This window comes from Pseudoflavitalea sp. G-6-1-2, from assembly GCF_012927185.1.
Classification (GTDB): domain Bacteria; phylum Bacteroidota; class Bacteroidia; order Chitinophagales; family Chitinophagaceae; genus Pseudobacter.
Genome location: NZ_JABBGB010000002.1, coordinates 1371459 through 1393195 on the forward strand (window position 1 = coordinate 1371459; position 21737 = coordinate 1393195).

Sequence of the window (21737 nt, forward strand, 5' to 3'; positions counted from 1 at the left end):
AGTTTAAATGAGCAGGTGTTCAGAGAGTTAAAAGATACGAAATTCCCTGATACGACCGGTTGCTTACGAAGCCCCGCTATTAAAATTCCTTCATCGATGATGGTAGCTGGTATTGCATTCCTTTGATAATGATGTTTACATGATCATCAGGCATCTTTTTCTTCTGATCATGAGTTTTTCTCCAATCTTTCCTGAACTCTTCAATCGGAACAATTTTTTCTCCTTTTTCAAATGGTATATTGAATACTTCGGCACCAGGCTCCCCTACTTCTACCTTCGTAGCAAACCATGTGGTGTAGAAACGCGGTATCGCAATGCCTAATATCATACCGGGTAAGCCACTGAAAATTTCAGGGCCGCCCTGTGGTACTATTTCCGGACAATAGAAAGCCACCACCACTACACTATCCAGCATTGTACCGATTGCTTTACGGCATTTGAAACCAGCAATGTTTCGGGTTTCATTCTGAATCTGCCAACGCATTTTCAACAAGCTGTCTTCATATATGCCTTTGAAGTGCATGCTATTGGTTTTGAATACCGCTTTCCTGGTTTCAAGATCGGACCATACACGGGATTTCATAATCATCAACATGAATTCTTCCTGTCCCGGCATGCCGGTGTACAATGTCTTATTGCCGGAAAAAATCAGTCTGTTATTGATGATGAATGACTCGGAAGTCGCATCCAGCATTTCTTTGCTGATCGTAGGATCTTCGGCCTGCATCAATTTTTTCTGGCTCACCCGCTGTTCATATGTGATGGTGCCATGCTGAATGAAACGCTGCGCCTGTGCACCTGCAAAGCAGGTAAGGGACAATATTATGAAGAGAAAAATTTTCATGATAGTATGAGTTAATATTAAAGTGATCCTGCAAAATCCCAGGAAACTGTAAGCATGAAATATCTTTTCAATACAAAGCCATTCTGCTCAGACCAGTTGAGGCCATCCACAGTGCGCTTGTATCCGGTATTATTGTTCAGCAGATCATAGGCCTGCAGACTCACCATCAGTTCTTTGTTCTTCAGAAACTTTCTGCTGAAACCTGCATTCCAGGTAAACACATCGATGCTTTTTGCAAACGAATTGTTGGAGGGGTTGAAATTCGCAGAAAAATCTGTTCTGAATTCAATGTCCCCAGGCAGCACTCCATCCATGCTCACATTGTGAAAATGTGTGAGGGTGCGCGTAACTGCTGCGCTTGATAATGTAGAAGTACCATTGTTCAGGTTCACACCGGAAGAAAGCCTGAAAGAAAGATCTTCATTCAGCCTGTAGCCCAGATCACCTGAAAAATTCCAGCTGGAAGAATTTGAGCGATACTGCTGATTATTCTGCAGCAGGTAAAATCCGGATTTCGAGTAAGAAACCCTTCCACCTGTATTCCATCCACTCTTCCTCCAGGTTTTGGTAATGTTGATGTTGCCGGAATACGAAGGCAGCCCGTCCACATTCACATATTTGCTTACTCTCCGGTTCTGTGCATCATACACTGTTGAATTGGTAATGGTGCGGGTGCTGATGCTAAAAGCAGGTCCGATAGTGATGAAAAGATTCTTTTTCGCTAACGACAGATTATAATGGAATCCTCCGGCATGCGTGAAGCCTGGTGCCAGATCAGGATTACCTTCCTGAATGAACAGCAGATTGGAGCTTCTCTGCAACGGCTGTATCTGATCGAGTGTAGGCTGAATAGTTTTGCCGTTGTAACCCAAAGACACACTGCTGCTATTAGTAAGACGATATTCAGACCTCAGGTAAGGTGCGAGGTTGGTGAAATTGCGGCTTCTGGTTTTGTTATTATCAACATCGGTCTGACGATAGCCAGATAAATAAGTGTTGGCTCCCATCACTAAACTGAACCCTTTTTTATCGAGCTGAATACCGCCACCGATGATCTGTGTAAGTGTGGTAAGATCGTAATTGTTGCTGAGACTGTCTACCTTGTCTTCGTACTTCCCTGCTGATCCGTTCAGCGTATTGAATCGGCTGGAAGCCATTCTCGACTTCATGCCATATTCAAGCTGCGTAACAACACCTTTTATCAGCCTCGAAGTGAATTTCAATCTGCCTCCATACGACTGATAATTATCTTTCTTAGCCTGAAGCCGGTCCAGCGTCTGCGTCTCTTCAGAGCCGACACCAGGATTGTAGAATTTGTTTACAGAAAGCAGATTATTGTCTTTTTCAGAATTGCCATAGAGCTGATCGAACTGGAAAGACAGGCTGGATTTTATTTTTTTCAGTTTTCTGAAATAGCTGATGGAAGTATTGAATTTCTTTTCTTCTGAACGCGCACGCTCATCCATATCGCTGCTGTTCACCTGCATTCCATGCTGATTGACTGATGAGGAATTGGTTTCACGCAAAGTTTCGTTGTTACCGATACCACCATCGAGGCGGATATTGATCTGTGAAGCAGAATCAGGATTGAACTGCACGCTTGCATTAACCATATGTGAGGTGCCGTTGCCGTTATCCGCGAAATGCTGATCGTCCAGTATCGATGTACTGTCGGTAAGTTTGGTGTAGCTGGTACTGCCGCTCCAGCCATTGCCTCTGTAATTGCTGTAGTTGTAGGAAGAAGTAACTGCGTTTTTGCCTTTGCTGAATTTGTCGGAGAAATGCGCTCCGCCATTCACAGTGGAAGGAATGCCGGCTCCACCATATCCACCATCCACTCTGTCGTGGTCTGCTGAAGAAAAGGAGCCCATAATTCCATCATCGATTATCGTCATTATTCCTCCGCCACCGATGCGGCTGGTCATACCAAAGCCTGGGAAACGATCCATCGTTTTCGCAGCTATGCCATACACACCCATTCTTTTTCTCTTCTGAAATGCACCGATCATGCCTTCATAGCGGTATTGTCCCTCGCCACTTGCGCCAGTAGCTAGCCTGCCGAAATATCCTTTGTTGTAACCATCTTTCAGTTTCAGGTTCATGGTCTTGGTTTTCTGTCCGTCGTCAAATCCGGTGAGCATCGATTCGTCGGATTTTCTATCGTACACCTGCACTTTATCTACCGCATGCGCTTTGAGATACTGCATGGCAAACCTGGGATCATCGGTAAAGAACTCTTCGCCATCTACCAGCATTTTTCTGATCTCCTGTCCGTTCGACAATAACTGACCATTGCGTGTTACCTGAATGCCCGGCAATCTTTTCAGCAACGCTTCCACATTGGCACCCTGACGAACAGCGAAGCTGTCGGCAGTATATTCAAGCGTATCACCTTTCATGCGAATGGCCTTCCCGGCAGTAACAATCACTTCCTCCATCAGTTTGGCTTCTGAAAGCATGTTGATATTGCCGAGATCGAGATGAGTATTGGCATCCACTGGAATGGTCTGCAGAAAATCTGCCATCTTAGGATAGGAGATCATCAGCTGATAATGACCTTTGGGAATTTCAGTGAGGGAAAAATTGCCCTGCGCATCGGTACGCCAGGAGCGATACAGTGTGGTATCCGACAGATCGATCAGTGCAACAATGGCATGTTGCAGTTTTTTGTTTTCCGATGAGTCAACCACTTTGCCTTTCAAACTGTTCTGTGAAAAGGCAGTGATCGACAGCAGGCACATGATAAGCAGCGGCAGTACGGTTTTGGCGAAACTTGTTTGCATAGTATGGTAAGGAGTCCATTAAACTACGAACTCTTCGTAATAGACACAGCAGGTGCAAAATATGGTGAAGCGGTTTAGAAATATTTAACATATAGCCATTTTATCACATATTCTTTCCGAAGCGCGGGAAGTACTTATTTTTGATCCCCGAATGGCAGTTTACATCACATCTCTCAATTCCGGCAGCAATGGCAATTGCTACTATATCGGCAATGATACCGAAGCGGTGCTCATCGATGCAGGCATCTCCTGCCGCGAAACGGAGCGCAGAATGAAGAACCTCGGTCTCGATCTCAAAAAGGTGAAAGCCATTTTTGTTACGCACGAACATTCGGATCATATCACGGGAATTACTGTGCTCTCCAAAAAACACGAGATACCTGTTTATATCACAGAAGCCACACTGCGCGCAAGCTCTATCAAAGTGGAACCTCATCTGCAATATGCATTTACAGCAGCACAACCCATACAGATCGGTCAGCTGATGATCACGGGTTTCAGAAAATACCACGATGCCATCGATCCGCACAGCTTTATGGTTACTGATGGTACAGTGAATATCGGCATCATCACAGATATCGGACATGCCTGCAAAGAAGTGGTAGAATGTTTCAGTCAATGCCATGCGGTGTTTCTCGAATCGAATTATTGTGATGATATGCTGGCATTAAGCAGCTACCCCATCTATCTCAAAAAGCGGATCTCAGGCAATGAAGGCCACTTGTCCAACAAAGAAGCGCTGGAACTTTTCAATAAATACAGAGGACAACAGTTAAGCTTGCTGATATTATCGCATCTCTCTCAAAACAATAACAAACCCGAACTGGTAAACGAATTGTTCACTGCGTGTGCAGGTGGAACAAAGATCGTAGTGGCTTCGAGATACAAAGAATCAGAATTGTTTCTGGTGGATGGGCAACCGGTTGAAGGCCGCGCTCCGATGCTGAAATCCGGCAAAAACGGACAATTGCAATTGTTTTAGTGTGTGTTGCCAATAAAAAACCACCCCATTGCTGAGGTGGCTACTTTCCGTAAACTACTTATGAATTAAACTTAGAGACTACTTATTGATCTGCTCCGTGTACGTGCTCTCGAAGATCTTGTCTGCATTGTTCGCTTCAAATCCATCACGACGGTGTTCTCTGGTCACATCATCAGCATTGAGGTGCGCAAACTGGGGCAGCACGCGGCGTTCAGCGAACTCCACATAACTTCCGGCAATGGCCATTTTCTCACCGCCTGCAAATTCCACTTCATTCACCGGAGCAACTGTGCTGCTCTGCAACAGCAATCCATCTGCACTTTCTTTTATTACTCCACCGGAAGTGTTCAGCTTTACACCGATCGACTCCAGCAATGCATTGAACTGTGAGAGTTTATTATAACCTTCTTTCAGCGCATGCACACTGATGGTATAGTGATTGAGGTAATATCTGTTGTAGATAACCCAGGCAGCATACTCGCTCTCTTCGAGCAATCTTGCATACTCTGCTTTAGTAGGTGTTTCCCAGAGCGGCTGGTGCAGGAACTCTCCGATTGCCTGGCCATTGCTCAGATCGATCGCATCCACAGGGTCGGAAGTAATGCCGTCTGTATATTTATGAATGATGGCCTGTGCTTCGGCACTCAGGTCTTTTACACGCAGCTCACTCACAAAAATACGTGGGTAGGCAGGTGATGGCGGTGCATACCAGTAAGCATCCAGTTTCTTTTCTTTGAAGAAATAAGGATCCATTTTTTTATAGCCATTGGCGAGGAAGATCTTCTCCAGTGAAGCGAGACCAAGATGAGGCACGCCGAGGGTTCTGAAAGCAATATGGTCGTTCACGATCTCATCCTGAGATCCGATGATACCCTTGCTGATCATTGCCTGTGTTATTTTCTTCACATCGGGCACGTTTTCCATATAGCGTTCAAAAAGTACGCTGAGAAACTGATCGAGCGGGGTTTGTGCATTGAAGTTCATAATAATGATATTTCAGACAACAAATTTCGCTACTTTTATCATTAGTAATAATTCATATTGGTAAACGAATGTTAAGTATCATTAATCAAATAGAGTTCAGGCATCTCTCCTATTTCAAGGTGCTGGCAGAGGAACTGCATTTCAGAAAGGCAGCCGAGAAACTGTTCATCTCCCCTTCTGCCCTGAGCCAGCAGATCAGCCAGTTGGAAGATATTCTGCATACGCCCCTCTTTGAAAGAACCAATAAGAAAGTAACGTTAACCGATGCAGGCACATTACTGTACACAGAAGTTACACAGCTGTTCAATAAACTGAGCAACACAGTAAATAATCTGGAATTGCTGAAGAAAGGAAGTACCGGACAAATAGGTATCGGGTTTGTGGCATCGGCAGTGCAATCTGTACTGCCGGGATTGCTGAAGAGATTCAACAAGGAATGTCCGGATATAAAATTCCAGCTCGAAGAACTCACCAACAAAGAACAGCTCGCTGCCCTTCAGCAAGATGAGATCGATATAGGCTTCATGCGCTCCAATCAGGTGGCCGACAATATGATGATCAAAAGCGTACTGCGCGAAACCTTCTCCATTGTGCTGCCGGAAAACCATCCGATGACGGCGCGCAAATTCAAAAATATCGGACAGCTTAAAGACGAAAGTTTCATTCTCTTTCCCAACGACCAGAGTCAGCTCTATTACCAGCAGATACTGCATCTCTGCGCAGATCATGGTTTTGTTCCGAAGATCTCACACAAAGCCATCCATGCACCTGCCATTTACAAACTGGTGGAAAACGGAATGGGACTGTCCATCCTCCCTACTTCTCTTTCCAACGAACATACGCCCGGCGTGAAGTTCATCGAATTGAAAAACATTCCGCAACAAACGGAACTCTATGCGGTTTGGAAAAAAGACAACAGTAATCCTGCATTGAAATATTTATTGCAGATGCTGGATGTAAAGAAAATAAAGTGATCTACTGCTTCACCGAAAAAGCATAGATGCTGCGCGAACGGAATGTCTTACCAGGTTCGAGCAAGGTTGTCGGAAATGCAGGCTGGTTCGGAGCATCAGGATAGTGCTGCGTTTCAAAACAAAAAGCGGTACGGAAACCGTCGGCGCCTCCGCGCAGTGCATTCTTTCCCTGCATCCAGTTTCCGGTGTAGAGTTGCATACCGGGTTCGTCGGTGAACACTTTCAGTTCGATGCCCGATCGATCTCCTATGGCAGAAGCTGCGAAGCGCATGCCGCTTCCGTTCAGCACAAAATTATGATCGTATCCTTTGCCGATGAGCAGCTGCGCATGCGGCTCGCCAATGCGTTCACCGATGGTATGAGGAGTAGTAAAGTCAAATGGACTACCAGCAACCGGTTCAGCTTTACCGAGTGGGATCAATGTACTGTCAACCGGCAAATAGGTATCGGCATTGATCTGCACCAGGTGATTGATGATGCTTCCGCTCCCCTCACCATTCAGATTGAAGAATGCATGATTGGTGAGATTCAGCACAGTGGTTTTATCGGTAGTGGCTTCGTAATTTATTTCGAGGGCATTATCGTTGGTGAGTGTACAGGTAACCTGCACGGAAAGATTTCCCGGAAAACCTTCTTCCCCATCTTTTGAAATATAACTGAATACAACTGTTTGCTCATCCGGTTGAGTGGCTGCAAACAATTTCTGCTGGAATCCTTTGGTTCCGCCATGCAATGCATTGGGGCCATTGTTCACCGTTATCTGATACTTAGTTCCGGCAATAGAAAATTTTCCGTCGCGGATGCGGTTCGCATATCGCCCGATGGTTGCACCATAGTAAGGCTCTGTGGATGCTGCATATTGTTCAGCAGTATCGAAGCCAAGCACTACGCTGGTGAGCGCTCCATTTTTATCGGGAACATTCAGACTGATCAGTCTTGCTCCTTCGCGAAGAAAAGTGGCTGTAACGTTCTGTTTATTTCTGAGAATGATAGGTGATGATTGTACCGCTTGTGCTGTGCTGCTCATGATCTGCTGACTGTTATTATGATAATGCTGTAGTTTCTATGCCTGTCTGGTTTTCCGGCTCGAATCGCGGATCACGGGAATGGGTTCCAGCATGATCTTTTGCTGAGTTACGGTATTGGTATCTCCTCCCAGCAATTGCAGCAACAGTCCGGTAGCTTCTTTGCCCATCAGTACTGTCTGCTGATCGAATGTGGTGAGCGATGGCGTTATATGCTCTCCAAACATTTCGTTTGCAAAGCCCACTACGCCTATATCTGCGGGCACACGTTTTCCGAATGCCTTGAGTTGTTTAAGTGCGCCTAATGCCGTGAAATCTTCCACAGCGAAAATGGCGTCGGGAGGATGCGGAAGCGCCATGAGTTTTTCGGTGGCTATTTGTCCGGACTCGATGGACACATATCCTTCCACCACCAGTTCCGGAATAAATTCCTTCTTCCATGCTTTCAGCGCCGCTTTGTATCCCTGCAGGCGATGATGGAAAACATCCATATGCGCCGGACCGGAAATATGCGCAATACGATCGAACCCCTGCTTCAGCAATTCCTCAGTGGCGGCATAACCGCCTTTGAAATCGTCTACCACTACAGCAGGAAAATTCAATTCCTCCTTTGCCCGGTCGAAGAAAACAATGGGAATGCCCTGCTCCTGAATATCGCGGAAGTGTTCGTAATCGGTGGTGTCTTTGGCGATGGAAACGAGAATGCCGTCTACGCGTGCATGCAGAAAAGTTTCGAGTCCCTTCTTCTCCTGCTCCCGGCTTTCGTTACTCTGATAGATGAGCACGTTGTAACCTTTTTCGTTGGCCAGCTTTTCGATGCCATGCACTACCGAACCGAAGAAGTTGATCTCGGCACTGGGAATGATCACACCAATGAGATTGCTTTTTCCTGAACGAAGGGAGGATGCGATATTGTTCCGTTTGTATTGAAGTTTGCGGGCAGTTTTCTCCACCAGCTTTCTGGTTTTTTCACTAATAGCCGGATGCCCGTTCAAAGCGCGGGAAACGGTGGCCGGGGCTATCGACAATTTACGGGCAATATCAGCAATGGTAACCTTATGGGACAACGGTGCAAACGTTTGCACGAATGTAGCGTTTATTTGCCGTGTTTCAAGCCGTAAAATGCCTTTTACAACTATTTCGCATTTACACCCCACCACCCCTGAATGCGGCAAAAACATTCTTTGCGCCTGATTTACATACAATATAACACCTATGTTTTCCCGATCGGGTAAACCCTTTTCCCGATTTAGAAACTACCCGGTCCTGCTTCTCCTGCACCTTTGCAGGCAAAATAAAAGATCACGTGAAATACTTTTTTACACTGCTTACAATGATGGTTTCCGGAACTGCAATGGTCAATGCCCAGCAACTCGCTGCCATTGAAGCAACTGCCCCGGTTACTGAGGAAGGAAATGCTACAGTAAAAGGAAAGATCACTACCACGGACGGCAACCCCGCCCCATTTGTGACTGTTTCGCTGAAAGGAACACACAAATCGACCATGACTACCGAAGAAGGAACTTTTCAACTCAACAATGTGAAACCAGGCAACTATGTGCTGGTGGTATCACAGGTAGGTGTTGAATCACAGGAAAAGAATATTACCATTCAGGATAAAGAAGTGATTGCACTGAGCATTTCACTCAAAGAAACTTCCAAACAGCTGGAAGCAGTGGTGGTGGAAGCAAGAAAAACATTGAATGGCCGCCCGGTATCCATCGGCAAACTCGATATCGATCCGCTCGATCTGCCACAGGCCATCACTATCGTTTCTGCTCAAACACTGAAAGATCAGCAGGCGCAACGCCTCAGCGATGTGATCAAAAACGTGAACGGCGTTTACGTAGGCACCACCCGCGGCAGCACACAGGAAACTTTCTTCGCCAGAGGCTACAGCTTCGGCAGCAACAATATGTTCAAGAATGGCGCACGTGTGAACACAGGTGTAATGCCTGAGATCAGCGGACTCGACAGAGTGGAGATCCTCAAAGGAGGCGCTGCCATTCTCTATGGCAACGTAGCGCCGGGAGGTATCCTCAACATGGTGACCAAAAAACCGAAATTCAATTTCGGAGGTGAAGTGAATATGCGCGTGGGAAGCTACGATCTTTACAAACCTTCATTCGATGTGTACGGCCCCATGAGCAAGAATGTTGCTTATCGCGTGAATGGCACATTCGAGAAGGCTAACAGCTTCCGCGATGATGTGCATTCTACCCGCTATTATGTGAACCCATCATTCCTCTTCAAACTCTCTGAAAGAACTGATCTGATTCTGGAAGGTGATTATCTGTATCACGATTTCACTCCTGATTTCGGTATCGGTTCATTAGACAATACCAAACTCGCTCCTGCCAAAAGAAACGAATTCTTTGGAGCGCCATGGCAGTACACAAAAACACAGCAGGCTACAGCCAGTGCAACTATCAAACATCAGCTGAACGAAAACTGGGTGATCAACGGAACCGCTTCATACCAGAATTACATCCGTGATTATAAATCTATCGAACGTATTCAGTGGGAAGCTAACGGCAACTGGAAACGCCCGTTGGGACAGAACTACACCAACGAAGATTATTTTCTGGCACAGGCTTTTGTGAACGGTAATTTCAAAACAGGCATTCTCAATCACAAACTGCTGGCAGGTGTTGACGGAGATTACACTGTTGCGAATGCCAAACAATATGAGTCTGGCCTTATCTACGATGTGATCAATATCCATACTCCCAAGGCTCCAAGGCGCACAGACGAACCTACGCTCATCAACAATGGACGCACCAAGGCCCCTGTAACCCGCTTCGGTGCTTATGTACAGGACCTGATCTCACTTGGTGAGAAATGGAATCTGTTGGCCGGTATCCGCTGGTCTATTCAGGAAACAGATCCAGTGAAGGGTTACCTCTTCAACCGCGCTGGTGGAAAAGCAGACAGCACAACAAAAACTATTACAAGAACTGATAAAGCATTTTCCCCACGCGTGGGTCTGGTGTTCAAACCAATCCCAACTACTTCACTCTTCGCGAGCTACTCAAATTCATTTACCACCAATACCGGTACAGATATTTACATGGTACCTGTAAAGCCTTCTATTATCGACCAGTTTGAAGTGGGTGTGAAGAACGACTTCTTCAACAGCAGACTCTCTGTAAATGTAACTGCTTACAGGATCATCAATCATAACCTTGCACAGATGGCACAATTTGATGCCAATGGCAATCCAAACAGCAGAACAGACATCAAAGAACTCACTGGTGAAACTACCAGCGATGGTGTTGAAGTGGATATCGCTGCACATCCTGTAACCGGTCTGAACATCATCGCAGGTTACAGCTACAACAATATGCGCTACACTAAAACATCTACTCTCCAGGGCAGCTATCTGACAGGCGAAAGACTGGTAAGCAGCCCTGCGCATACTGCCAACGGATCAGTATTCTACACCTTCGGCAACGGCCGCATCAAAGGCCTGAAACTCGGCGCCACTGCGGTTTACATCGGAGACCGTGTTGCAGGATGGAATACTCAGTATGCTCTGGATAAAGACAAAAAAGTAGTACCAGGCCCCGAAAGACGTATTCCTATCGATGGTTACTTCACCCTCGATCTCTCTGCAGGTTACAGCTGGAAAAATATTTCAGTACTTGGAAAGGTTTCCAACCTCACCAACACTCTTAACTATAATGTGCACGAAAACTATAGCGTAAACCCAATTGCTCCACGCCAGTTCGTAGCAACGGTTGCGTATAAGTTCTAAGAAAGTTTTGTTTCGGAAAGTATGCAGGAGGTTGCCCAAAAGGCAGCCTCTTTTTTGTGCGTATAGATTGTTGAACCACTCCTACACATTCTTAGCTACCGGAGAACTCACTGAAGTTGGCTTCCCGCGCAGAAAGCTGATCACTGCGCCAGCCAGCACCAGCGTGGCACATACGCGGTACACCATCTGCATGCCGCTTACCTGTGCATCCGTCGAAAACACATCCACCCCATTATCTTCAGCAAACAGATTCCGAACACTGTACCATACCGTTGCGCCTACTGAAATGCCGAACACCAATCCGAGATTGCGCATAAAGGCAATCAGACTGCTGGCAATGCCACGTTGCGGAAGTGGCGCTGCATTCAGCGCACTGCTGCTGTTGGGACTTTGAAAAAATCCGAAGCCAAGGCTCACCAGCGCCGTTCGCCATACCACATCATGCCACTGCCAGTCTGCATTCAGAAAACTCAGCATCACATATCCGGTTGCTGTGATCAGCAATCCGAATGTTGAAATATACCGGGTACTTATTTTATCCGAGAGGTATCCACCAACAGGTGCCGCCACACTGAGTGTTAGCGGACCAGCCAGCATAATGAAACCCGCATGCTGCGGATCAAAATGCAATATCAGTTGAAGAAAGAAAGGTAGCACATACAGATTTGCTCCGCTCGCAATGAAACCAGATACTGCCGCTGCCAATGCAGCACTCACCGAACGGATTCTAAAGAGACTGAGTTGCAGCATTGGCGAAGGCGCCCTCCGCTCCCACCAGATGAATGCAGTGAGAAATACAAGTCCTGTTATGATCAGCGATAACACCAGCGGATGCGTCCATCCATAAGCCGGAGAAGGACCAAAATCCACACCCATCAGCAGCGTGGTTACACCAAACAAAAAGAATAGGGCGCCGGGCAGATCAAATCGCCTGTCAACTGATGGAATCGATGGAGGCAATGTTACGGCTGCTCTCCAGATGGCAATCAGTCCAACAGGAACATTCACATAGAAGATACTTTCCCATCCGAAATTCTGCAGCAGAATGCCGCCAACAACCGGACCAGTGCTGCTGCCTGCAGCAACGGCGGTACCGATCCAGCCCAATGCCTGACCGCGTTTGTCGGGAGGGAATACATCACTCACAATGGCAGGACCGTTTGCAAAGATCATGGCAGCGCCAAGCCCCTGCACAATTCTGAAACCTACCAGCGAAATGAGGTTCCAGCTTAATCCGCAGAACAAAGACCCCAATGTGAATACGGCAAATCCGAGCAGATAAATTTTCTTTCTGCCGAGCATATCAGACAATCGTCCCATTATCAGCAGCGTACTGGTGGTTACCAGCAGATAACTGAGTACGATCCATTCTATGTTATCGCCTGTTTCGAGTTTTGCGCGGATGGTAGGAAGGGCAATGTTCACGATGCTGCTATCGAGCGTGGCCATGAAGGTGCCGAAGGCCACTGTCACCAGCACCATCCATTTGTTGGAGGATGTATGTACTTGCTCAGGGGACATTACGATATTAAATATACGCAATGCCCGTTGGAAATGATTCAAAGTACCTGCAATAAAAAAGCCTGCCGGATAACTCCGGCAGGCTGTATATCATTTCTGAAAGTTTGATAAGAATGATGGGTTATTGCCCCAGCACTTCTTTCAGTTTGGTTTCAAGTTCTTCACCGCTCAGGTTTTTGGCGATGATCTTTCCCTCTGTGTCCAGCAGCAGATTCTGAGGTACTGCTTTGATGCCATACGACTCGGCCACTTCATTCTTCCATCCTTTCAGATCACTTACGTGTATCCAGGTGAGTCCATCTTTTTCGATGGCTTCGAGCCAGCGCTCTTTCTTATCATCGAGCGACACAGCCAGGATCTCGAAATTCTTTTCATGGAATTTTTTGTACGCCTTTACTACATTGGGATTCTCCGCACGGCAAGGCCCGCACCAGCTGGCCCAGAAATCGACGAGCACATATTTTCCTTTAAGCGAAGCAAGTGATACAGGTTCGCCTTTGGTATTGTTCTGCGTAAACTCCATCGCATGCTGACCAACAGATGTCCGTTTTGCAATAGCGAGTCTCTCTGCAAATTTCTTTCCTTCACCCGTATTGCGCACGCGTTCGCTCAGTGCATTGAACCGCGGCTCAAATTCGGGTACGTCGATGATGAAGCCCTGATCTTTTACAATCATCAGGCTGAGATAAGAATCGGGAAACTCTTTGCTGAAGGCTGTTTCAATGGCTGTACGTTCTTTACGCGCGGCCTGAAACGCAGGCAGGAGGCGTTCTGCGTCCTCTTTTCGATTGTTGCGTTCGTAGTAAACGATGGAGTCTGTAAGTGGCTTCAATACTGCATTGCCGGCAGCTAATCTTTTGTTGAGGAGTGCCAGATCACTTTGTGTTTTGCCGCCGGTGATGATGGCATCTTCCAGCAGTTTGCCTTTTATGGTGAATGTTCCTTTTTCAAGATAAAGTTCCTGTCTGTCGATTTTGGCGTCTTTGGGTAAAGTCCAGCTGCCATCGGCATTTTGCGATCTCAGTGTGAGGATGGCTCTCGCAGGTTCTGGACCCACATCTCCTTTCAGTTCGAATTTTCCATTCTCCACCATGGCCGAGTCGGCAACGAGCTGGCTGCCTTTTATGATACTCAGTTTTACTTTGGAGGGTTTGGTAACACCGGTGAGATGTCCTTTTATTACATATGGTTGCTGTGCAATGGCCACGCCGCAGGCCAGTAGCAGCGAGCAGGAAATGATGACAGTTTTTTTCATGAGTATCCAATTAGAATGTTCAGGGATTTTTTCCGCTGATGCAGGTGTTGTCACCAACACGGTGCATCGTTATAAATTTAGCAATAAAAATGCCTGAGCGTACCAAAAGGAGGCTCAATTATACCAACGGTTATTTTGGACCGATAAAAGCGGAAATACCGGAACGAAAAAATATTCTGAGTCTTGAAAAAGGCAGAGCCTGTTGCCATCATATGCAACAGGCTCTGCTTCCTATGACATTTATTTATTCTCCTATCAGCTGTTTCAATTTGGCTTCCAATTCTTCTCCACGAAGATTCTTCGCAATCACTTTTCCTTCTTTATCGAGCAGAAAACTCTGCGGTACAGCCGTGATGCCATACGCAACAGACACTTCATTCTTCCATCCTTTCAGATCACTCACATGGATCCAGGGAAGACCATCTTTTTCGATGGCAGCCAGCCAAGGCTCTTTCTTTTCGTCCAGAGAAACGGCGATGATCTCGAAATTCTTGTCGTGAAATTTCTTGTATGCCTTCAGCACATTAGGGTTTTCCGCACGACAAGGACCGCACCAGCTGGCCCAGAAATCGATCAGTACGTATTTCCCTTTGAGTGATGCCAGCGAAACAGGCTCTCCATGCTGATTGTTTTGAGTGAAAGCAATGGCAGGCTGACCAATATCGATCTTCTTTGCAATAGCCAGTTTATCGCCCATCTTCTTTCCTTTTTCTGTGTTGCGCAATCGTGCACTGAGTGCAGTATACAGCGGCTCGAAAGAAGCAGGTCTGATGATGGAAGCTCTTTCTTCAACAAGCATCAGGCTTACATAAGAATCGGGGAAGTCTTTCACAAATTTTTCCTCTTCTGCATTGATCTTGCTGCGGATCTCACGAACGGCGACGCCCAGGCCGGGTGCTTCATTAGATTTTCCTGCTGCGTACAGTTTCAGGGAAGAATCTACAAGGGGGGCCATCATTGCATCCAGCGTAGCAGTGCGCTGATGCAGGATGTTGAATTCCTTTTGAGAGTCGCCTCCGGTGATGGTGGCAGACTTCATCTTTTTTCCTTTCACTTTGATAGCTCCTTTCGCGAGAAAGAGATCCTGCTGATCGGTGAGCCTTACTTTTTGTACCGACCAGCTGCCATCATCATCGAGTGATTTTACAGTGAGTGTAGCAATTACCGGTTCACTGCCTGGGTCTCCTTTCAACATAAAACTGCCTTTGGTGATCAAGGCCGAATCGACAGTTCGCTGCCCGTTCTTTCGATAGGTCAGCATCATTTTGGACGGTTGTTGAATGTCTGAGAGTTTTCCTTTAATGGTAAAGGGATTTTGTGCGGTTGCCAGATGAAATACCATCAGCAATGCACAGGATGCAATCAGTTGCTTTTTCATGAGTATGCTTGTTAAATGATTCAGGGATTGTTTTCCATACCAGGATTCTGATCCATCAGTTTCTGCGGAAACCGATGTACCATGCGTTCCGGACGAAGTGTATATTGTTTGGTAGAGCCATCCGCCTGAAACAGCGTGTGCGTGTATCCAACAGTATTGCTGAATGAGGCATCCACAGAGAGCCTGCGCATATCAAACCAACGATACCCCATACAGGAGAATTCGCGCAGCCTTTCTTCCAGAATAAATTTCACCAGTGAAATCTTATCTGCTGCAACAGTTGGAGGAACAGGCGCGTCAGCAACCGGCATTCTTTTTTTGCGAAGCTGTTCGCAGTCTGTTACAGCTCCCTGCAGATCGTCGAGCCTCGCTTTACATTCTGCACTCAGCAGGTAAAGCTCCGGTACTACCACTCCGGTCTGCACACCAATGGGGCCCATTCTTCTCAGCATCTTTCCTGGATAGGCTGCCCCGCTGGGAAAGGGCATATTGGAAAAGAATCGAAGCCGAAGATCAGACGGTGCATACAGATCGGCCATCGCATCTGTGATAACCATCTCCGAATTAATGAACGACCAGTTGTTGGAAAACTGCCTCACGAAAACATTTTCTTCATTGCTCGTGTTCAACGGAAAGGATGGCCCAAATAAATTGATGGGAAGAAAAATACCGCCCGGCGCAAAGCCAGCATTGTAGTCGATCAGTTTCACCGGAATTTCTGCCTCTGCCATTCTGCTTAATGCTGAAGTGAGCAATGGCAGCGCTTCGGAGAATTTGCCCATGAACACATACACTTTTCCCAGCAATCCTTCCGCGGCACCACGGCTCATTCGCAATCTGTGAGCAGTTTTTACGGGCAAGTCAGGAATGGCATCGTTAAGATCTTTCACTATCATATCGTACACTGCCTGCACGGAAGCCCGTGTATATTTTGTATCGGTTACACGTGCATCAGTCACAATCGGAAAACCGGGATCTGATGCAGCTTGAGCGGAATAGGGCTTGCCGTAATAATTGATGAGCAGAAAGTAAGTCCAGGCGCGCATTGCCTTTGCCTCTGCCATTACTTTTGTTCTCAGCGCTTCAGGCCCTCCGGTAGCTGCCGGCAGTTCCGTAATGATCTTGTTGTAGAGATAGATGCTTTTCATAGGCTGCATCTCTGCTGCATCTTCATTGATCTCGTAAATATCTTTTTCCCATCGGAACCGACGTTGCGTACCGGGATCTGCTCCACTGAAATGCGGATCTACCGCAGCCATTTCATCGCCCATCAATACCTGTGATGTGGCGGAGATATTCATCAGATCGAGATTATTGATCAGCAGATCGTAGTCTGCCACTGCCCCTGCAATCAGTTTGCCTTTGGGACTTACTTCGAGATAAGATTTTTTGCAGGAAGCCAGTGCCAGCACTACCGGCAGCAGCCAGAGATATGTTGAGATTTTTTTACATTTCATTGTTCAGAATTTTGCTGTTAGAAACTGAGATGAGCGCCGATGGTAATAGTTCCCTGATTAGATCGCAGTACCCGCGTTCCATTGAAGGGATCATGGAATTCAGGATCGATACCTGCATCATTGGCTTTCCAGAGCATAATGTTCGACACCTGCAACCGGAAAGTGAGCGCATCTGCCCTGAACCTTTTCATCAGTTGTTCAGGAATACTCCAGGCAAGTGTGATATCCCGCAGCTTCACGAAAGAAGCATCCAGCACATTGATATCTCCATAACGGTAGTAGTCGGTATCTCTGGATGAAAGGTTCAGATCGGTTCGCTGCATGTAGCGGGGAACATTCGTATATGCTTCATCTCCTTTCGTTCTCCATCGCTGATCGAATTCTGCATGAGGATTCGGGTTGGTGAAACCCAGGGCATTCATATTATTGGGGCCAACAAGCCTGCCTGCATAGAACCTGTTCACATCCCTTCTCATTACATGCCCAAGATTGTATACGGCATTAATGGTGAGTGAGAATTGTTTCCAGCCGATTTGATTGGAAAGTCCTCCTGTCCATTTGGGTTGGTAAGTTCCTTTGAAAACCACATCTTCTTTCTTTGCAGCATTTCTGTTTTTGGTGATGTTTTTGTCGGAGAGCATAATCTGCGGATCGCCGGCTGTATCGAGGCCTGCATAACGGTAGGCGAAGATGGCAAAGGCATCATATCCGGTGAGGAACCGGCTCTGAATAAGGTCCAGTCCGGTTTTCAGGGCCGCCATATTGTTCATCTGCGTAATGGTGTTCTTATTATAGCCGAGCGTGAAGATGGTTGACCAGTTAAAATTCCGGTTGCTGACGTTCACGGTATTGAGGCTTATCTCGATCCCTTTGTTCTGGAGATTTCCGAAATTACCTACCACACTCGAATAACCCGAAAATCCGTTCACAGGAAGTTCGCCGATAAGATTGCCTGTTTTTTTGATGTACCAGTCGATGCTTCCGCTGATGCGGCTGTCCATGATGGCAAAATCTACGCCGGCATTGAAGTTGCGGGTGCTTTCCCAGGTTAGGCTTGCATTGGCAGGCGTACCGATGCGAAGCCCTACACCTCCCGGCATCAGTGAATTCTTCACCGCATCGAGGATATCGAAAGAGGCGGCTGTACCCGGCTTTGGTGAGTTTCCTGTAATGCCATAAGTGGCACGTATATTCAGGCGGTCGAGCCATTGAATATCTTTCATGAAGGTTTCTTCACTCATCAGCCATTTGGTTCCCACACTCCATACAGGTTTGTTCTGTGCAGCTTTGTCGAATCCGAAGAGGTTGCTCTTGTCGATCCTCCAGCTGGCATTGAGCGCATATTTTTTGTTGAAGGTGTAAGCGGCATTCACATACCAGCTGGTGATGCGGCCCAGTGCTTCCGATTCGCGGTACAGGTCGTTGCTGAGCACACTTTTGCTGCTGCCGTTATTGGGCATTACCGGATTGTTGAGCCCCACTGAATTGAGCGTGAGGTAGTCGACAAGGCCATAGGTTTGCAGGGTTTCGTTGTATCCCCTTACTGTATTTGAATTGGATTGCATCAGCTGTTCCTGGGCTTCCTGTCCTCCCAGGAGGGTCAGCTGATGTTTCCTGTTATTCCAGGCATTGTCGTAAACAAGTTGATTGCGTATGGTATAATTTCGGCTGGTGGTTCCTGTTACTGTGTACTTGCCTCCGTTTGCGGGCAGATAGTACACAGGGGTTGATGTAGCATTGGGCGATACCGTGAATTGAGCCAGTTCAACACGGCTGCCGTAACTTTTGATATCATCGTAGCGACGGGTCCTGCCGGCAGATTTGATGAAGCCGTAAGTACCTTCGAACTTCAATCCTTTCAACAGTTTGATACTTACTCCACCGATCAGGCGATTGTTCAGCACTTCATCTTTTGTGTAACCATAATTGAATTCATCCAATGGATTGTAATCGAGATTGATTTTGGTTCTGTTCTGAAATACCTGCAGCACAGAATCAGACAATATCTGCATGTACGGCATGCTCAGATTATTGCCATTGGCGTCGCGGAACAACTGATAGGGATAGAAGCGGCTGTCTACATTGATGTTTCTTTTGAAAGTTGTGCTGGTAGTGCTGAGATCAGTGATGAGATAGGCAGAAATTCTTTTGTTGAAATTGAAGTCCTGCCGGAGATAAGCCTTCCATGCATCATTGGTTTCACCCGGTCTGTTGGAGCGTGTATCGGTATAAGCAAGCGATCCGTAGAAACTCCAGATACGTCCCCCGCCAGACATCGAAAGGGTATGGTTCATCAGCGAGGCATCCCTGTACCAAAGGTCTTTGATCTGTTGCAGGTTGCTGATGCCGCCGAGACTGTCGAGCATCGCGGTTGCACGTTCCTTGCTGATGATGCCACGGGCACTGTCGTAGAGGATCCTTTCGTGAACCGGCACACCTGCGCTGGCAGTACTTTGATAGGCAGCAATTTTATTCCAGGGATTGAGCACATCATTAAAGGCTTCCCGTCCGGCCTGAATGAACTGACGGCTGTTCAGTGTTGGAATGTAATCCAGATCGGGTCTGCCCTGAAAGTTGACGAAGCCATCATACTGCACTTTCAGTTTTTCCTGCTGGCTACCCCGTTTGGTAACCACCACAATAACACCATTGGAGGCACGAGAGCCCCAGATAGAGGCGGCAGTGGCATCTTTCAGAACAGTAATATCTGCAACGTCCTGCGGATTGATGGTACTGAGGTCCTCCATGGGAATGCCATCCACAACAAAGAGCGGATTACGGTCTGTAGCGATGTAACGCGAAGAAGCGTTGGGGTCCGGCAATCCAATGGTGCTGAGACCGCGGATCAGCAATGGGTTTTGTGATGCGGATGGCGCATTGTTCACAGCAAGGCCGGGAACCAGCCCATCCAGCCGCTGAAGCACGTTCATGCTTCCGGATCGGTCTTTAATGATGTCCATATTCGGTTTCACGTAAGCTCCGGCACTTCTCTCTTTCGAGATGGTCTGATACCCCGTAACCACAACATCGGTGAGTGTGTTCGATTTTTCAGTCATCACCACACCAGCTGTTGTTATCGATGCAGCAGTATGCGTTTCTGTAAGATAGCTTACGAGTGAGAACTGAATCTGGTGCTGCGGTGCGGCCATGATGGTAAACGTTCCGTTGCGATCGGTAGCTACGGATTTACCAGTGCTGAGATTGGTTACAGACACACTTTCCAATGGCTGGCCTGATCCGTTCTTCACAGATCTGCTCAGCAATAAAATGTCGGCTGCAGTTGCATTTTGCGGCTGCGCACTAATCTGCACGTAAGCACCAACCTGGCTTTTAGGAACGATGGTGTAATAGTTTGGTTTCACATAAAGAAATACCAGCTCATGCGGATAGAGCAGTTTCTTCAGAACTTCTTCCAAAGGCATTTTAGGGGAAGCTGGCAATTGCACGTCAGTGGTTTTTCCACTGAACAATTGCTCGTCATACACAAACTGTGCATGATAGGTTTTGGTAACCTGCCGTATTGCATCGGCGAGTGGAACGGCCCGTTGTTGGGCAATGGCAGCTAGATCTGATCCGAGGCCACAAAGCAGCAATAGCGGTATCAGTAATCTGGAGCAGGCAGTCTTCATCAGCAATTAGTGTTTAGTTGGTTTGGTTTTAAATATGAGCAGCGAATCGTTTCGTTGGATGTCGATATTCAGAACAGTGGAGAGAATGAAAAGTGGATCCTCCAGGTTATCGAGCAGAATGGGACCTTCGATCTTTCTGGTGGCAAGTTGCGGATCGTCGAGCCGGATCGTTACACCGTAATTATCTTCGAGATAAGCGATGATGGCCGCTACAGAAGGATCTTCGAGCAGCAGTTTCTTTTCTTTCCAGGCCACATATTTTTCAGGAGAAGCAGTGCGCTGCAAAATTTCTTTTTCTGCCGGATCATACACCAGCAGATCACCAGGACGCAGTACCACAGGAGCTTTCGAGCTGTCGTTGAATCGCACACTGATCTTTCCCTGCTGCAACATCACTTCTGTTTTGCCTCTCCTGTTACGGATATTGAATGCTGTTCCCAACACTTCCACGGTTAGATCATCGGTGTGAACCAGAAAACGGTCTGCTTCGCGAATTTGTGTTGAGTCGGCATTTCTATGCACTACTTTGAAAAATGCCTCACCAGTGAGCCAGAGTTCTCTCGGTACATTGTCCGACCACGGTTTCTTCAGTGTAACGGATGAATTTGCATTGAGTACAACAGACGATCCATCGGACAACGTAAGCTGTTGCTGTTTCCCAAAGCTGGTAGCAAACTGTTGCGGTTTTTCGTTTCGGGATGGATGTATGAACAGAAAATAGCCGGCCAGCAGCAACACAAAGAGGCAGGCTGCGGCAATCTTTCCGGAAAGTGACATATTGAATATCCGTCGGATTAATGCTGGTCGGGTCACAGGCGCACGCTCAATCTCTTCGATCCGCAGCAACACCTGTTTCAGCGATTGCTCTTCAGTTCCTTCTTCCGGCAAATGATGCACAAAGCGGAGTTCGCGCAGAAAAGCTTTGGCCTGAAATATGGCAGGCCGTTGTTGCGGATGTTGTTCCATCCACTGTTCCCAATAAGCATCACTGGCAGCATCGGGATGCAATACCCAGTTTTGAAACGCTTCATCACAGAGAAAATCCTGCATAGAAAAATGATCATGATCCTGCATACAAACAGAATGAGTAAGCAGCGGAAAGGATTACCCCACCGCCGGCAAAGTTTTTTTTTGAATTTTTTGGGAAG

14 protein-coding genes are annotated in these 21737 nt (G+C 47.0%); 3 read left to right on the forward strand and 11 right to left on the reverse strand.

The annotated features are described in order from the left end of the window. Positions 1-79: 79 nt before the first annotated feature. Complete coding sequence (locus tag HHL16_RS15175) at positions 80-844, reverse strand: GLPGLI family protein (protein ID WP_169426029.1); 765 nt, start codon at positions 842-844, stop codon at positions 80-82. Between the two features lie 17 nt (positions 845-861). Then, positions 862-3627, reverse strand: coding sequence for an outer membrane beta-barrel protein (locus tag HHL16_RS15180; RefSeq protein ID WP_169426030.1), 2766 nt, complete (start codon positions 3625-3627; stop codon positions 862-864). A 151-nt stretch (positions 3628-3778) separates the two neighbouring features. Here HHL16_RS15180 and HHL16_RS15185 point away from each other — a divergent pair, with 151 nt between their 5' ends. Then, positions 3779-4609, forward strand: a complete 831-nt coding sequence (locus tag HHL16_RS15185; RefSeq protein WP_169426031.1) for an MBL fold metallo-hydrolase — start codon at positions 3779-3781, stop codon at positions 4607-4609. 78 nt (positions 4610-4687) lie between these two features. On the opposite strand, the gene HHL16_RS15190 is transcribed toward HHL16_RS15185, so the two are convergent. Continuing rightward, positions 4688-5593, reverse strand: a complete 906-nt coding sequence (locus HHL16_RS15190; RefSeq protein WP_169426032.1) for a DUF1338 domain-containing protein — start codon at positions 5591-5593, stop codon at positions 4688-4690. A gap of 68 nt (positions 5594-5661) precedes the next feature. Between HHL16_RS15190 and HHL16_RS15195 the strand changes: the two genes are divergently transcribed. After that, a complete protein-coding gene (locus HHL16_RS15195) occupies positions 5662-6567 on the forward strand; it encodes a LysR family transcriptional regulator (RefSeq protein ID WP_169426033.1) in 906 nt (301 codons plus the stop codon). Position 6568: 1 nt separating this feature from the next. Here the strand turns inward: HHL16_RS15195 and HHL16_RS15200 are convergent, their stop codons facing one another. Continuing rightward, positions 6569-7594, reverse strand: a complete 1026-nt coding sequence (locus HHL16_RS15200) for an aldose epimerase family protein (protein ID WP_169426034.1) — start codon at positions 7592-7594, stop codon at positions 6569-6571. 36 nt (positions 7595-7630) lie between these two features. Beyond that, positions 7631-8677 carry a LacI family DNA-binding transcriptional regulator gene (locus HHL16_RS15205; RefSeq protein WP_346766842.1) on the reverse strand — a complete coding sequence of 349 codons (1047 nt, stop codon included), beginning with the start codon at positions 8675-8677 and terminating at the stop codon, positions 7631-7633. 221 nt (positions 8678-8898) lie between these two features. On the opposite strand from HHL16_RS15205, the gene HHL16_RS15210 reads away from it, so the two are divergent. Further along, positions 8899-11349 (forward strand): TonB-dependent receptor, encoded by a 2451-nt coding sequence (locus HHL16_RS15210; RefSeq protein ID WP_346766843.1) that lies wholly within the window; start codon positions 8899-8901, stop codon positions 11347-11349. Positions 11350-11430: 81 nt separating this feature from the next. Here the strand turns inward: HHL16_RS15210 and HHL16_RS15215 are convergent, their stop codons facing one another. The 6 genes from HHL16_RS15215 to HHL16_RS15240 all read right to left on the reverse strand — a co-directional run bounded on the left by HHL16_RS15215 (position 11431) and on the right by HHL16_RS15240 (position 21663). Continuing rightward, positions 11431-12870 carry an MFS transporter gene (locus HHL16_RS15215; RefSeq protein ID WP_206022440.1) on the reverse strand — a complete coding sequence of 480 codons (1440 nt, stop codon included), beginning with the start codon at positions 12868-12870 and terminating at the stop codon, positions 11431-11433. Between the two features lie 121 nt (positions 12871-12991). Beyond that, the gene (locus HHL16_RS15220; RefSeq protein ID WP_169426035.1) at positions 12992-14125 is read right to left on the reverse strand and encodes a TlpA disulfide reductase family protein; all 1134 of its coding nucleotides are present in this window, start codon (positions 14123-14125) and stop codon (positions 12992-12994) included. 244 nt (positions 14126-14369) lie between these two features. Next, positions 14370-15503 carry a TlpA disulfide reductase family protein gene (locus tag HHL16_RS15225; RefSeq protein ID WP_169426036.1) on the reverse strand — a complete coding sequence of 378 codons (1134 nt, stop codon included), beginning with the start codon at positions 15501-15503 and terminating at the stop codon, positions 14370-14372. 20 nt (positions 15504-15523) lie between these two features. Next, entirely contained in the window at positions 15524-16960 is a 1437-nt protein-coding gene (locus tag HHL16_RS15230; RefSeq protein ID WP_169426037.1) for a RagB/SusD family nutrient uptake outer membrane protein, read from the reverse strand. 17 nt (positions 16961-16977) lie between these two features. Next, positions 16978-20589, reverse strand: coding sequence for a SusC/RagA family TonB-linked outer membrane protein (locus tag HHL16_RS15235; protein ID WP_169426038.1), 3612 nt, complete (start codon positions 20587-20589; stop codon positions 16978-16980). A 6-nt stretch (positions 20590-20595) separates the two neighbouring features. Further along, positions 20596-21663, reverse strand: a complete 1068-nt coding sequence (locus HHL16_RS15240) for a FecR domain-containing protein (protein WP_169426039.1) — start codon at positions 21661-21663, stop codon at positions 20596-20598. Between the last annotated feature and the right edge of the window lie 74 nt (positions 21664-21737).